Below are 12892 nucleotides of genomic sequence, written 5' to 3' on the forward strand. Positions count from 1 at the left end.
CCCATGACGAGGGTGGCTCAGCGGGCACATGAGGGGAACGATGGGGCGCACAGGGCGCGTGGGCGGAGGCGGTTCGGGTGAGGTGCGCCGCGACGGATCCGCGGCGGTGACGGGCGCCTCCGCGCAGCCTCCCCGGCCGGTCGTCGGGGTCGGAGCCGTACTGCTGCGGCCCGACGGCGCCGTGCTGATCGGGCACCGGATCAAGCAGGGCGAGCCCGCCTCGTGGTGTCTGCCCGGAGGTCACGTGGAGGCCGGGGAGAGCTTCGAGCAGGCCGCCCTCCGGGAGACCGTCGAGGAGAGCGGCATCACGGGGGCGGGCGGCGCGCGGGTGTTCGCCATGGCCCTGCACACCGAGGGCGACCGCGTCCACATGACGGCGGGTGTGCTGGCCCGGGTCGCGGGCGAGGACGCCGTCGCCTCCGTATGCGAGCCGGAGGTCTTGGACCGGTGGGTCTGGGCCCGGCCCGAGGATCTGCCCGCGCCGCTGTTCCCGCCGAGCGCGGCGCTGCTCGCCGCCTGGCTGAACCGGCCCCCCCCGGACGGCTGGGCCCTGTACCCGGCGGCCGCGCAGGCCGCCCCGGACGGCCCGGGCGGCCCGGGGGCGGGGCGTTGAGCCGCCTGCACGTGTTCGACATGGACGGCACCCTGCTGCGCGGCACCACCGCCAGCCTGGAGATCGCCCGCCGCCTGGGCTGCCTGCCGGAGCTGGTCCGGCTGGAGGCGGCCTTCGCGGCGGGAGCCGTGGACACGCGCGGGTTCGCGTCCGAACTGTGCGTGCTGTGGCGGGAGCTGGCCGCCGAGACGGTGGCGGACGTGTTCGCCGGCGCTCCCTGGATCGGCGGGCTGGCGGAGGTGGTCGCGGACATCCACGAGCGCGGTGAGCACAGTGCCGTCATCACCATGTCCCCCGACTTCTTCGCCGGCCGCCTGACGGCGCTCGGCGTGGACGAGGTCGTCGCCTCCGGTTTCCCGCCGCTGCCGTTGCGCGCGGCACCCGACCCGGCGCGGATCCTCACCCCCGCCGACAAGGTCCTCGTCATGGACCGCATCCGTACGGCGCTCGGGCTCGACCGCGACTCCTGCGTCGCGTACGGCGACTCGGGCTCCGACATACCCCTGTTCCGCGAGCTCACCCACACCGTGGCCGTCAACGCCGACGGCGCCCTGCGCCGTCTCGCCCACTACCGGTACGACGGTGACGACCTGCGCGAGGCGTACCGCACCGCCAGGAGCGCCATCGGGCGTTGTCAGTGCGTGGCCGTAGGGTGCGGGCATGACTGAGACGTTCGACATCCACGCCGGGCTGACCGGTGCGCTGCGCGACCCTGCGGAGGCCTGGCCGTTCATCGCCGGCTTCGCCGCGTACTGGCAGCAGCCGCTGCGCCCCGGCGACGGCTGGAGCCCGGCGGAGGTGGCGGCCGCCGAGCAGCGCCTGGGCCTGGGCCTGCGCCTGCCGGCGGCGCTCCGGGAGACGTACCTGCGTTTCGGGCGTCGCGGGGACCTCACCAGCAACCACGACACGCTGCTGGCACCCGAGGAGTTGTACGTCGCCGACGGCGCGCTCGTGTACCGGGTGGAGAACCAGGGCGCTGCCTGCTGGGGCGTCCTCCTGGACGAGCTCGACGGCGACGACCCCGGCACGGTGATCCGGGCCGACCTGGCGGACGCGTCGCGGGAGCGCTGGGAGCCCTGGGATTTCAGCCTGACCGCCGCGTGCGTCGAGATGGTCATGGCGGAAGTGGTCCTGTTCCCGGACGGGTTCTCCGACTACCTGGAGCCCGCGGAGCAGGACAGCGAGGAGGTGGAGCGGCAGTTCCGAGAACTGCCGCCCGTGGGTCGCGGGACGCGCTGGTTCGTCGGCGAGGACGTCCTGATACGGGAGGTCGAGGGCTCCTTCCTGTATGCCCGGGCGCGTACGGAGGCGGCGCTGGAGGGGCTGCGGGAGGCAGTCCCGGGAGACTGGCTGGAGGGGTGAGGAGAGGTCCCCGGCGGGAGCGCGATCACACGGGCGACACCCCGGCGCGCTCCTGATCGGCAAGGACCTCATGGATGACGTGCCGTGCGATCGCCGCCATGGCCGGGTTCGTGTCCCGGTAGTACCGCAGCTCGAGGAGCGCGGTGGACAGCGCCCAGCCGCGCCCCCGGGCCCAGGAGGCGTCGTCGGCCCGGACGGCGTCCCGGAACGTGCCGCGGGCCTCGGCCGGCAGGACGTACCAGGCGGCGATCAGGTCGACGGCGGGATCCCCGAGGCCCAGGCACCCGAAGTCGATGACGGCGCTGAGCCGGCCGTCGACGGTCAGCAGGTTGCCCGGCTGGAGGTCGGCGTGGATCCAGACCGGCGGGCCGGACCGGGCGGGGGCGCGTAGAGCCGCGTCCCATACGCCGGTCGCGCCGTGCGCCGCGTCGGGGCCCAGGGTTCCGTGCAGGTGCGCGATCGCAGCGCGGGTCTCGGTGTCCCTCGCGGCCAGCGGTTCGCTGCGGTACGAGGCGGGGCCGCCGACGGTGTCGAGGCCGTGCAGCACGGCGGCGAACTCCGCCAGGTCGCGGGCGAAGGCGTCCGGTGCGGCGAGCCGCCCGGGGGCGGGGTTCTCGCCGTCGAGCCAGCGGTAGACGGACCACGGCCACGGATAGCCCTCGGCGGGGCGCCCCTTGCCCAGCGGTACGGGGATGGGTACGGGGAGCTCCGGGCCCAGCCGCGGCAGCCACGTGTGCTCCCTCGCCACATCACCGGCCGCCCCCGCCGTGCGCGGCAGCCGGACGACCATGTCCTCGCCCAGCCGGTACATGGCGTTGGACGTACCCGCCGAGGCGACCGGCGCGACCGGCAGCCCTGCCCACTGCGGAAACCGCGCGGTGATCAGCCGGTGTACGAGCGCCTCGTCGGTGCCGGGCTCGTCCGCGTGCATCGTCGCGGCACACATGGGTTCCTCCAGGGGTGGGTGCGGGGGTGAGGTGCGGGGGTGGGGCAGCCGGGGCCGGGTTTCTCGGGCCCTCGGCCTCTCGGGCACTAGAAGAGGCCGACTCTGCTCGGCGGAATGAAGACATGAGCGGCCCGGTGCTCGGCGGCGACCAACTCGTAACCGGTCGTGCCCTTCCGGGCGAGCCATCGCTGGTGATCGGCGCAGCGCGCGCAGCCACCGAGCCAGTCGGGCAGCAACTCCCGGTGTGCGGTCGCCAGATGGTGTGCGAGACGGATCTGTGAACCCGGGCCGCTGTCGAACGGGTCGTAGTCCACGCCGGGTTCCACGGTGAGGCTGAGGATGTCGATCTCCGCCAGGGTGCGTTTCATCGCTCCGTAGATGCGGACACAGTCCGCGCACTCGAACATCCAGGCGGGAGGCAGGGGCCACTCGTCATCGGGATCGATGTCGTCATCGGGATGGACGTCGTCGGTGCTCATACCCGTCACCGTAGGAGCTGACGGCCGCGGGGTGGGGCCGCTTGCCGATGTTCGAGCGCCGCATCGGAGAGCTCACCGACGAGGGCCTCGGGCAGACAAGTATCCGATTGAACCACTTCCTGCGAGATCCCTTGACGGGCCGTCACTCCGACCTCATATTACGTGCCAGTACAACTGATCAGTAACTGCGCGCGCAGTGCCCTCGCGGTGTCATGGGGCAGGCGGACGGGCCCGCCTCGCCTCCATGACGCCGTGCGCCTCGCCGAACCGTCCCGACCGCCAACGGCAGGCGCTCCCTCCCCACTTGAGAGGCACCGTCATGCGATCAGTTCCGTCGAGCCGCCGTACCCGCACCCCCGGCCGTACCGGCACCCGGGCCGTCCTCACCCTCACGGCCACCGTGGCCGCGCTCGCCACCGCGGCCGGGGCCGGCGCGAGCCCCGCCGCCGCCGAGGAGGCCGCGGTCAACCGCTATGTCGCCCTGGGCGATTCGTACGCCTCGGGAGCCGGCGTACCGGACCAGACCGACTCCACCTGCACGCGCTCCAGCCGCAACTACCCCGCGCTGCTGAACGCCGCGCTGACGCCCGCCGCCCACAAGGACGTCACTTGCGGCGGTGCCACCACCGTGCACCTGACTTCGGCGCAGCACGCCTCCGCACCCCCGCAGTTCGACGCGCTCAGCGCCGACACCGACCTGGTCACCCTCACCGTGGGCGGCAACGACATCGGCTTCGCCAACATCATCGTCCGCTGCGTGAGCTTGGGCCTGTTCAACATGTCGGGCTCCCCCTGCAAGACCAGCTACACCTGGACCGGAACCGACCGACTGGCCCAGACCATCAACGCCACCGCCCCCAAGATCGCCGCCGCCATCCAGGGCATCCGCGAGCGCTCCCCGCAGGCGAGGATCCTGATCACGGGCTACCCCGCGATCCTGCCGGACGACGGCACCAACTGCCCGTCGGTGGTCTCCATCGCCAAGGGCGACGCCCCGTGGCTGCGCGACACCCACAAGCGCCTCAACAGCATGATCGCCGCGCAGGCCGCCGCGCACGGCGCGGTCTACGTCGACACGTACACCAAGTCCATAGGCCATGACGCGTGCAAGCCGGCCGGGACCCGCTGGATGGAGCCGCTCAACACGAACGCCGCCGCTCCGTTCCACCCCAACGCCGCCGGTGAGCAGGCCATGGCCGACGCGGTTCTCGCCGCCGTCGACTGATCCCCCCGGCTCCACGGCTTCCGCCGGCTCGCGCAGTCCCGGTGAGCCGGCGGATCGGCGGGCCGGCGGGCCGGCGGGCCGGCGGGCCGGCGGGCCGGCGGGCCGGCGGATGACGGGTGACGGGTAGCGGGGGCGTATCCGACGCGCCCTGCGGTCCGTTTCGGCTGTTTGGCACCCTTTGGTCGGGTACCCGCGATAGGCCGGGCGTGGTGCAGCTGCCGCGTGCGCCCGGCCGCTGCCCCCGAGTTCCGCACGCCCAGGGAGAAGCCGATGCGCGCAGTCACCGTCCGTCCCTCGTCCACCCGGTCCCTGGAGGTGAGGGACGTCCCCGAGCCGGTGCCGGGCCGTGGCGAGCTGCTGGTGCAGGGGCTGGCGATGGGGGTCTGCGGCACGGACAAGGAGATCCTGGCCGGCGCGTACGGGTGGGCTCCACCGGGCGAGGAGCGGCTGGTGCTGGGGCACGAGTCGCTGGGGCGGGTACGCGAGGCTCCGCCGGGCAGCGGGTTCGAGGCGGGCGACCTGGTGGTCGGCGTGGTGCGCCGCCCCGACCCGGAGCCGTGCGGGGCCTGCGCCCACGGCGAGTTCGACATGTGCCGCAACGGCCGCTACACCGAGCGCGGCATCAAGGAGCGCCACGGGTACGGCAGCGAGTCCTGGACCGTGGAGAGCGACTACGCGGTCAGGCTCGACCCCGGCCTGGAGGAGGTCGGCGTGCTGCTGGAGCCGACCACCGTGGTCGCCAAGGCGTGGGAGCAGGTGGAGCGCGTGGGCGGCCGGGCGTGGTTCGAACCGCGGCGCGCCCTGGTGACGGGGGCCGGGCCGATCGGACTGCTGGCCGCGCTCCTCGGCGTACAGCGCGGACTGGAGGTACACGTCCTCGACCGGGTGACGTCCGGGCCGAAGCCGGACCTGGTGGCCGGGCTCGGGGCGACGTACCACAGCGAGGACATCGACCGGGTGACCTCCTCCGTACGTCCCGACGTGGTGATCGAGGCGACCGGGGCCGGGCACCTGGTCTTCGACGCGATGGCCGGGACGGCCACGTACGGCATCGTGTGCCTGACGGGCGTGTCGCCCCAGGGGCGGCAGTTGTCCGTCGACGCGGGCGCCATCAACCGGGAGCTGGTGCTGGAGAACGACGTGGTCGTGGGCTCCGTCAACGCCAACCTGCGCCATTACCGCCACGCCGCCGACGCACTCGCCAAGGCGGACCGGGGCTGGCTGGAGCGCACGATCACCCGGCGGGTGCCGCTGGAGCGGGCCGAGGAGGCGTTCGCCGCGCAGGACGACGACATCAAGGTCGTCATCGACCTGACGGGCTGAGCCCCTTCCCGCCCTGGGCGCCGGGCCGGGCCGTGGGCCGGGCGGTGGGCCGGTCGGCCGTCGGTCTCAGACCGGCAGTGCGGCGAGGGCCTGGGCCAGCAGGTGCTGTTCGTCGTGCGGCAGCCAGCGGCCGGCCTGGACCATGCGCAGCGCCGTGGCCAGCCGTGTCCGGTCCTCGGGGGTGCCGAGGTCGCCGAGGTGGGGCGGGAGGACCAGCGCCAGGGCCTTGAGGTCGCCGCGGGTACACCAGCGGGAGATGAGGTCCGGCAGGGGGCCGTCGGCGGCGGTGTCCGGGGGGCGCAGGCCGGCGGCGGCCGCGTAGCGGATCGCGTCGGCGTACGGACCGGGCGGCAGGTCGCCGAGGTGTGCGGCGGCGCGCTCGTAGTGCCGGCGGGCCCGGTCGGGGTGGTGGAGGTCCCGGTGGGCCTTGGCCATGTTCAGGTGGAGGGAGGCGTAGAAGCCCTTGACGCGGTCGTCTGCCACCCGGTCGGCGCGGTCGAGGCACTCCTGGTTCCAGTGCAGCGTCTCCTCGGGCGTCGGCTGATGGCGGGCCAGGTAGTGGGCGGCGACGCAGGCCTCGTAGTCGTCGGCGGCGCTCTGCCACGCGCGCCGGAACAGGGCGAGCGCGTCGCTCTCCCGGCCCTCGGCCTCGGCCCGCATGCCCTGGGCGCACAACTGGACGACGGGGTTCTCGGCGTTCACGCCGCCTCCTCTCTGACGGGCATCACAAGCGTGGTGAAGCTTCCCTGGTCGGCGGAGCGGACCACGACCGGCTCCGAGGGTGAGGTGACCTCCAGGAGCACGTCGGGGCCGACCCCGGCGTCGAGCGCCGCGAGCAGCACCTCGGGGTCGAAGGAGACGCGCGGCGGCTCCCCGGTGCGGATGGCGCGCTGGGGTACGGGTGCCGCGCCGGGGCGGGACAGCAGGAGGTGCTGGTCCTCGGTGGACAGCGTGACGGGGCCGCCTTCCCCGGTGGTGGCGAGTTCCGCGCGCAGGGCGGTCCGGTCCGCGATGATCCGGGTCCGGGGCGTCGGCAGCCCGTCCAGGACCAGGCGGTAGTCGGGGAAGGTCCCGCCGACGGGCGTCACGGCCCGGGTGTGGCCGTCGCCCGTGAGGCGTGCGCCGCCTCCGCCGTCGGCCTCGATCACGATCTCGGACCGGCGTACGGCCCAGGACGCCAGCTCCCTCATGTCGCGGGCGTCGATCAGGAGGTGCCGGGGCCCGCCCTCGATCGCGAGCGGCCGCAGCGTCCGGACGGCCAGCCGGTAGCGGTCCGTGGCCACCAGCCGTACCTCCTGGCCGTCGAGTTCGACGAGGACGCAGCCGAGGGCGGGGAACTCCTCGCGCAGGGCCGCGCCGGCGACGGCGGGCGCCACCTGCCGTACCGCGCTGGCCAGTTCCGCTCCCCCGATACGCGCCCGGGTCCGCGTGCCGGCGGCGCTGTCCCCCGGGCCGCCGAGAACCTCCCCGATCACCGACCGGGCCGCGTCGGCCGCCTCCCGCGCCTTCCGCGCATGCGCCTCGAGCACCGCGCGCGCCTCCTCCGGAGGGCCGTCGAGCACCAGCGAGGCGTCGGTGAGCGGTACCCCGGCCTCCCGCAGGCGCCGCATCAGCGACGCGCGGGGCTCCTGGCCGGGCGCGTAGTAGCGGTAACCCGTCACCTCGTCGACCCGGGCCGGGCGCAGTACGCCGCAGTCGTCGTAGAACCGCAGCGCGCTCGGTGCGAGTCCCACTCTGCGCGCGAAGGCGCCGATGCTCAGCAGGCCGTCGTTGTCGTCGGAACCGTCGTTGTCGTCCATGCCTGCGAGTGTGGGCGTTCAAGCGGCTTGAAGGTCAAACCCTATGCTGCTGCCCATGCCGATGCGCAGATGCACGCACCACGCACATGGTTCCGCGCCCGTACGCCTCTCCGGCCGCGCGGCGGACCGGCCGTGACCGCGGCACCCACCGCCGTACGCCGCCGGATACTGGCCGACCTGACCCCCCTGCGGTCCTCGGCGCACTTCCGGCGTCTGTGGTTCGGCAACACCGTCTCCTGGGTCGGTCAGGGCATGACGACCCTGGCGATCTCCCTCCAGGTGTACGACATCACCGGCTCCACCTTCTCGGTCGGCCTGGTCGGCCTGTTCTCCCTCGTACCGCTGCTGTTCTTCGGCCTGTACGGCGGCGCCGCCGCCGACACGATGGACCGGCGCAAGCTCGGACTCGGCAGCGCCACCGGCTCGGCCGTGCTGTCCGCGGCACTCACCGCAGCCACGCTCGCCGGGTTCCACCACGTCTGGTTCCTGTACGGGATCGTCGCGCTGCAAGCGGTCTGCCAGGCGCTGAACGGGCCCGCCCGCAGCTCCATGATCCCGAGGCTGCTGCCGCCCGAGCAGCTGCCGGCCGCCAACGCGCTCAGCTCGATGACGATGACGTCCGGCACACTGGTCGGGCCCATGCTGGGCGGCTTCATCGTCGGCCTGTGGGGGTACGAGGCCGCTTACCTGGTGGACACCGTCACCTTCGGCGCCGCCCTGTACGCGATGTGGCGACTGCCCGCCATGCTCCCGGACCGGAAGGGCGGCGAGGACGGCGCCCGACGGGCCTCCGTCCTCGACGGGCTCCGCTTCCTCGGTACCCGGCCCAACCTGCGGATGACGTTCTTCTCGGACCTCTGCGCGATGATCCTCGCCCACCCCCGGGCCCTGCTGCCGGCCGTCGCCGTCCTCTGGTACGGCGGTGACGCGCGCACCACCGGGCTGCTCGTGGCCGCGCCCGCGTTCGGGGCGCTTCTCGGCGGGGTGTTCTCGGGGTGGCAGGGCCGGATCCGGCGGCACGGGCTCGCGGTGCTCCTCGCGGTGGCCTCGTGGGGGACGGCCGTCGCGGTCTTCGGGCTGACGCGCGAGCTGTGGCTGGGCGTGCTCTTCCTCGCGCTCGCCGGGTTCTCGGACACGGTCAGCATGGTCTTCCGCAACACCATGCTCCAGGCGGCGGTGCCCGACGACATGCGCGGGCGTCTGCAGGGCGTGTTCCTCGTCGTCGTCGCGGGCGGCCCGCGGCTCGGTGACTTCGTCGCGGGGTCGGTGGCCGACCTGACCACACCCGCGCTCGCCGTGACGGGCGGCGGCGTCGCCTGCGTGGTGGCGGTGGGGCTGCTGGCGCTGCGCTGGCGCGGGTTCGCGCGGTACGACGCGCGCGATCCGGCGCCGTGAGACCGGCCGCGGCACCACCAGCACATCCGTACGAGGGCGGGTCGGTCGTGACGCCGGGCGGGGTTTCGCGGTTGAACAGGGCATGAAGAAGCGCAGCATGCTCGCCGTCGCGTCCCTCGCCGTCGGAGCGGCGGTCGCCGCCCTCAGCCCCGCTCCCTCCGCCCAAGCCGCGCCCGGCGGCGGCGGGTTGAGTACCCCGGACCTCCTCGGCCCGCTGGAGTCGGCCACCACGAGCCTCGACGGCGAGGCGGCGCCGGGAGAGGCCGAGGGCGACGCGCCGGACGCGTAGGTTCACGCGCCGTACACCTCCTTCACGGGCGGAAGACGAGCCGGCGACGCGGGGGCCGACCATGCTCCCGGCCGAAGGTGTCATGTCCCCGGCATGAAGGAGTCCATGCGTGATCAGGGTCCGTCGTACCCACCCGGCCGTCCTCGCATCGGTCGCCACGCTCGCGGCGCTGGCGTCGCTGGCCGCCACCGCCGCGCCCGCGCAGGCGGGCGGTGGCGGCGCCGAGGCGCTGCCGTCCGTCACCCCCAGGGCGGAGACGCCCACCCTGTACGACGACGAAGCGGGCGGCAACGCCGACGCGGACGACCCCGCCATCTGGCGCAACGCCGCCGATCCCGGCCGCAGCCTGGTCATCGGCACCGCCAAGGAGGGCGGCCTGCGGGTCTACGACCTCGACGCCCGCCCCGTGCAGTCCCTCGCGACACCGCCCGGCGGCCGGTTCAACAACGTCGACCTCGTCCACGGCCTGCGGCTGCCCACCGGGCGCGCCGACGTCGCCGTCACCACCGACCGCGGCAACGACCGGCTGCGCGTCTACCGCATCCGGCCCGGTGCGCCCGGCGGTCCGCTCGTCGACGTCACCGACCCCGCCGCGCCGCCCGTCTTCTCCGCCGACGAGAGCGAGATCGAGGAGCAGCGGACCGCGTACGGCCTGGCCACCTGGACCGACCGCGCGACCGGCCGCTCGTACGCCCTCGTCAGCCGCCGCGAGCGCACGAGCATCGCGCTCCTGGAGCTGACGGCCGGCGCCGACGGCACGGTGGGCTACCGCAAGGTCCGGACCGTGGACCTGCCCTCCGCCTTCCGGCTCCCCGACGGGTCGACCTGGTCCCCGTGCGCCGAGCCGGGCGAACTGCCTCAGGTCGAGGGCATGGTGGTCGACCCGGCCAACGGCGTGCTGTACGCCGGTCAGGAGGACGTCGGCATCTGGCGCCTGAGCGCCGACCTCACCACGGCGCCGCGGCTGATCGACCGCGTACGCGAGTACGGCGTGCCGGCGGTATACGACGAGCCGAGCGACGAGTGCGTGGCGGGGGCCGATCCCGGGTTCGGCGGCTCGCGGCTGTCGGCCGATGTCGAGGGACTGACCCTGCTCACCGAGCCGGACGGCGACGGCTACCTCCTCGCCTCCAGCCAGGGCGACGACACCTTCGCCCTCTACGACCGTGAGGTGGCGGACGCCAACGAGTACGAAGGCGGCTTCCGCGTCACGGCCGCGTCCTCCGTCCTGGACGGGTCGGAGGAGTGCGACGGCGCCGCCGTGCTCAACGCCCCGCTGGGCACGCGGTACCCGCGCGGGCTCCTCGTCGTCCAGGACGGGCACGACACCCCGGGCGACGGCGACCGCGCGGCCACCGGCTTCACGTTCGTGGACCTCGGTGACGTGCTGGACGCCGTGGAGGACTGACCGGCCCGGCCCGTCCCCTTGCCCGCTCTCAGGCGGCCTGGGGACGGGTCAGCTGCGCCTGGCCGAACAGCAGGGCGTAACCGTCGGGGAGCCGTGTCAGCAGGCGGTCGAGGAGTTCCGGGCCGACGAGGCGGGCGACGGCGCGGAGCACCGAGCCGGTGTCCCAGCGGGCGGCGCCCAGGCCGGCGCCGGTGCGGGCGGCGATCTGCTGGACGAAACCGAATCCGGACACGGCCGTGGTCGCGGGGATCTGTGAGGCGAACTCGCGCGCCGCTTCGGCGGGGAGCCGCTGCGCGAGCTCCACTCTCTCGTCTCCGGTCACCTGGCGGCCGAGCTCCGCCAGCACGCTGCGCGTGATGGCGTCCGCCTGCGCCCGTGTGGCGTACAGGCCGTTGCGCTTCACGAGGTCGACCAACTCGTCGTACGACAGGGGCGCGTTGGACCGCGGGGCCGGGACCGTGGTGAGCATGGCTGTGCGAGTCGCCTTTCTCGTCTTCCTCACTGCGTGGGATGCCCTACGGCTTTCTATATAGCTCGCCCACCAGAAAGTTGACAACCCTCGACTCACCGTCGACGTGCAGGCCCCGCATCAGGCCGCGTTCAGCCGGCTTCCCCGTCGGCCTTCAGCTGACGCATCCGCAGATCGAGTTCGCTGCGGTAGAAGTCGATGAAACCGTCCGGGTCGGGGCCCGCGTTCTGCATGACCAGGCGGTCGAAGCCCGCGTCGACGAAACCCTGCGCCACCTCCACGTAGCGCTCGGGGTCGCTTCCGCAGGCGAACTGGCCGAGGATGTCCTCCTCGCGCACGGTCGTCGTGGCGGCGTCGAAGTTGACGGGGTTGGGCAGCTCGCTCATCACCTTCCACCCCGTCACCGCCCACCGGGAGGTCTCCAGCGCGGCGCGGGCCGCGGTGTGCTCGTCGGGGGCCCACGCCATCGGGACCTCCGCGTACCGCGGGCCGCTGCCGCCCGCCTCACGGTACTGGCGGACGATGTCGGCCTTGGGTTCGGTGGCGAAGAGGCCGTCCCCGAGTTCGGCGGCGATCCGGGTGGAGGCCGCGCCGCTCGCGGCGACGGCGATGAGGGGCGGCTCGGCGGGCAGGTCGAAGACGCGGGCGTCGGCGAGGCGCAGGTGCTTGCCCTCGTACGAGCGGTAGCCGCCGCGCCACAGCAGGCGGATGATCTCCAGGGCCTCGCGGAGCAGCTCGTGGCGGGTGCTGACGGCGTCGGGGAAGCCGGTGCCGACGACGTGCTCGTTGAGCCGCTCACCGGAGCCGACGCCGAGGACGAAGCGGCCCTCCGACAGGACCGCGAGGGTCGCGGCCGCCTGCGCGATGATCGCGGGGTGGTAGCGCACGGTCGGGCAGGTGACACCGGTCGCCAGCCCGATCCGGCTGGTCCGGGCCGCGATGGCGCCCAGCACCGTCCAGGCGAACGGCGAGTGCCCCTGGTTGTCCAGCCAGGGATGGAAGTGGTCGCTGATCTCGACGAAGTCGAACCCCGCCTCCTCCGCCAGGACCGCCTGCCTGACCAGTTCACCGGGTCCGAAGGACTCTGCCGCGAGCTTGTAACCGATCTCCATGGGGCTGAGGGGTACCCCGCCGGGCACGGCCGTAACAGGACGGGGAGCCCGAACGGGTGAGGGCGGGGCGGAGCGCGGTCGGGGCGGGGGTGAGGGCGGTCCGCACCGTTGTGCAGCCCGCCGGGACCTCCGTACGCCGAGGGTCGGCCCGCCGGCCGTCAGCCCGTCGCGCGTCAGCCCGTCGGCGCGGGCGGGAAGGGCATGCGGGGCGTGTACGCCTGGCGCCCGCCCAGCCCGCTGAAGTCCATCGCGCGGCCCACCTGCGTGAGGGTCTCCTCGGCGACGCGGCGGACGTCGGTGGGGACGTCTCCTCTTTCCGCTATCAGCCTGTCGTAGATCGGGGCATCGCCCAGTACAGCGGAGTCCATGTCGAAATACCTTTCCGGTAAAGCGTGTTGGTCGCTCGTCGCTCGCCCCGCCTCTGGGGTAAGCCGGGCACGAGTGTACGGGCCCATGATCCGCCGTGTGGGGC

Annotated in this window: 15 protein-coding genes; 8 read left to right on the top strand and 7 right to left on the bottom strand. The window is 73.7% G+C overall.

The window, feature by feature from the left end:
• Positions 1-40 precede the first annotated feature (40 nt).
• The 3 genes from ACZ42X_RS30780 to ACZ42X_RS30790 are packed head-to-tail and all read left to right on the top strand — an operon-like array spanning position 41 to position 1975.
• The gene (locus ACZ42X_RS30780) at positions 41-613 is read left to right on the top strand and encodes a nucleotide triphosphate diphosphatase NUDT15 (protein WP_468296939.1); all 573 of its coding nucleotides are present in this window, start codon (positions 41-43) and stop codon (positions 611-613) included.
• Positions 610-1281, top strand: a complete 672-nt coding sequence (locus tag ACZ42X_RS30785) for an HAD family hydrolase (RefSeq protein ID WP_468296942.1) — start codon at positions 610-612, stop codon at positions 1279-1281. Before ACZ42X_RS30780 ends, ACZ42X_RS30785 begins: the two co-directional genes overlap by 4 nt.
• Positions 1274-1975, top strand: a complete 702-nt coding sequence (locus ACZ42X_RS30790; RefSeq protein ID WP_468296945.1) for an SMI1/KNR4 family protein — start codon at positions 1274-1276, stop codon at positions 1973-1975. Before ACZ42X_RS30785 ends, ACZ42X_RS30790 begins: the two co-directional genes overlap by 8 nt.
• Positions 1976-2000: 25 nt before the next feature.
• Here the strand turns inward: ACZ42X_RS30790 and ACZ42X_RS30795 are convergent, their stop codons facing one another.
• Together ACZ42X_RS30795 and ACZ42X_RS30800 are read right to left on the bottom strand one after the other, a co-directional pair.
• On the bottom strand, positions 2001-2921 hold the full coding sequence (locus ACZ42X_RS30795; RefSeq protein ID WP_468296948.1) for an aminoglycoside phosphotransferase family protein: 921 nt from the start codon (positions 2919-2921) through the stop codon (positions 2001-2003).
• Positions 2922-3007: 86 nt separating this feature from the next.
• Positions 3008-3400 carry a hypothetical protein gene (locus tag ACZ42X_RS30800; protein ID WP_468296951.1) on the bottom strand — a complete coding sequence of 131 codons (393 nt, stop codon included), beginning with the start codon at positions 3398-3400 and terminating at the stop codon, positions 3008-3010.
• A gap of 319 nt (positions 3401-3719) precedes the next feature.
• On the opposite strand from ACZ42X_RS30800, the gene ACZ42X_RS30805 reads away from it, so the two are divergent.
• Positions 3720-4625: an SGNH/GDSL hydrolase family protein gene (locus tag ACZ42X_RS30805; RefSeq protein WP_468296954.1), complete on the top strand. Its 906-nt coding sequence runs from the start codon at positions 3720-3722 to the stop codon at positions 4623-4625.
• A gap of 270 nt (positions 4626-4895) precedes the next feature.
• On the top strand, positions 4896-5948 hold the full coding sequence (locus ACZ42X_RS30810; protein ID WP_468296957.1) for a glucose 1-dehydrogenase: 1053 nt from the start codon (positions 4896-4898) through the stop codon (positions 5946-5948).
• A gap of 66 nt (positions 5949-6014) precedes the next feature.
• On the opposite strand, the gene ACZ42X_RS30815 is transcribed toward ACZ42X_RS30810, so the two are convergent.
• Together ACZ42X_RS30815 and ACZ42X_RS30820 are read right to left on the bottom strand one after the other, a co-directional pair.
• The gene (locus ACZ42X_RS30815) at positions 6015-6650 is read right to left on the bottom strand and encodes a hypothetical protein (protein ID WP_468296960.1); all 636 of its coding nucleotides are present in this window, start codon (positions 6648-6650) and stop codon (positions 6015-6017) included.
• Positions 6647-7747, bottom strand: coding sequence for a DNA polymerase III subunit beta family protein (locus ACZ42X_RS30820; RefSeq protein ID WP_468296963.1), 1101 nt, complete (start codon positions 7745-7747; stop codon positions 6647-6649). The genes ACZ42X_RS30815 and ACZ42X_RS30820 overlap by 4 nt, the downstream gene beginning before the upstream one ends.
• A 132-nt stretch (positions 7748-7879) precedes the next feature.
• On the opposite strand from ACZ42X_RS30820, the gene ACZ42X_RS30825 reads away from it, so the two are divergent.
• The 3 genes from ACZ42X_RS30825 (at position 7880) to ACZ42X_RS30835 (ending at position 10839) form a co-directional block, all read left to right on the top strand.
• The gene (locus tag ACZ42X_RS30825) at positions 7880-9142 is read left to right on the top strand and encodes an MFS transporter (protein WP_468296964.1); all 1263 of its coding nucleotides are present in this window, start codon (positions 7880-7882) and stop codon (positions 9140-9142) included.
• 82 nt (positions 9143-9224) lie between these two features.
• Positions 9225-9431, top strand: coding sequence for a hypothetical protein (locus ACZ42X_RS30830; RefSeq protein WP_468296967.1), 207 nt, complete (start codon positions 9225-9227; stop codon positions 9429-9431).
• Between the two features lie 112 nt (positions 9432-9543).
• Positions 9544-10839 carry a phytase gene (locus ACZ42X_RS30835; RefSeq protein WP_468297058.1) on the top strand — a complete coding sequence of 432 codons (1296 nt, stop codon included), beginning with the start codon at positions 9544-9546 and terminating at the stop codon, positions 10837-10839.
• A 28-nt stretch (positions 10840-10867) separates the two neighbouring features.
• Here ACZ42X_RS30835 and ACZ42X_RS30840 read toward each other — a convergent pair whose 3' ends face one another.
• The 3 genes from ACZ42X_RS30840 to ACZ42X_RS30850 form a co-directional block, all read right to left on the bottom strand.
• Positions 10868-11308: a DUF2267 domain-containing protein gene (locus ACZ42X_RS30840; RefSeq protein WP_468296970.1), complete on the bottom strand. Its 441-nt coding sequence runs from the start codon at positions 11306-11308 to the stop codon at positions 10868-10870.
• 131 nt (positions 11309-11439) lie between these two features.
• On the bottom strand, positions 11440-12420 hold the full coding sequence (locus ACZ42X_RS30845) for a TIGR03557 family F420-dependent LLM class oxidoreductase (protein ID WP_468296972.1): 981 nt from the start codon (positions 12418-12420) through the stop codon (positions 11440-11442).
• Positions 12421-12593: 173 nt separating this feature from the next.
• Positions 12594-12788, bottom strand: a complete 195-nt coding sequence (locus tag ACZ42X_RS30850) for a hypothetical protein (protein WP_361424982.1) — start codon at positions 12786-12788, stop codon at positions 12594-12596.
• Positions 12789-12892 lie beyond the last annotated feature (104 nt).

The sequence above is a fragment of the Streptomyces sp. NPDC030862 genome (assembly GCF_055571835.1).

Excerpts from the sequence above, each read along its gene's own strand:
- ACZ42X_RS30780 (WP_468296939.1), top strand. The coding sequence starts at position 41 with ATGGGGCGCACAGGGCGCGTGGGCGGAGGCGGTTCGGGTGAGGTGCGC.
- ACZ42X_RS30790 (WP_468296945.1), top strand. The coding sequence starts at position 1,274 with ATGACTGAGACGTTCGACATCCACGCCGGGCTGACCGGTGCGCTGCGC.
- ACZ42X_RS30795 (WP_468296948.1), bottom strand. The coding sequence starts at position 2,921 with ATGTGTGCCGCGACGATGCACGCGGACGAGCCCGGCACCGACGAGGCG.
- ACZ42X_RS30800 (WP_468296951.1), bottom strand. The coding sequence starts at position 3,400 with ATGAGCACCGACGACGTCCATCCCGATGACGACATCGATCCCGATGAC.
- ACZ42X_RS30805 (WP_468296954.1), top strand. The coding sequence starts at position 3,720 with ATGCGATCAGTTCCGTCGAGCCGCCGTACCCGCACCCCCGGCCGTACC.
- ACZ42X_RS30810 (WP_468296957.1), top strand. The coding sequence starts at position 4,896 with ATGCGCGCAGTCACCGTCCGTCCCTCGTCCACCCGGTCCCTGGAGGTG.
- ACZ42X_RS30820 (WP_468296963.1), bottom strand. The coding sequence starts at position 7,747 with ATGGACGACAACGACGGTTCCGACGACAACGACGGCCTGCTGAGCATC.
- ACZ42X_RS30830 (WP_468296967.1), top strand. The coding sequence starts at position 9,225 with ATGAAGAAGCGCAGCATGCTCGCCGTCGCGTCCCTCGCCGTCGGAGCG.
- ACZ42X_RS30840 (WP_468296970.1), bottom strand. The coding sequence starts at position 11,308 with ATGCTCACCACGGTCCCGGCCCCGCGGTCCAACGCGCCCCTGTCGTAC.
- ACZ42X_RS30845 (WP_468296972.1), bottom strand. The coding sequence starts at position 12,420 with ATGGAGATCGGTTACAAGCTCGCGGCAGAGTCCTTCGGACCCGGTGAA.
- ACZ42X_RS30850 (WP_361424982.1), bottom strand. The coding sequence starts at position 12,788 with ATGGACTCCGCTGTACTGGGCGATGCCCCGATCTACGACAGGCTGATA.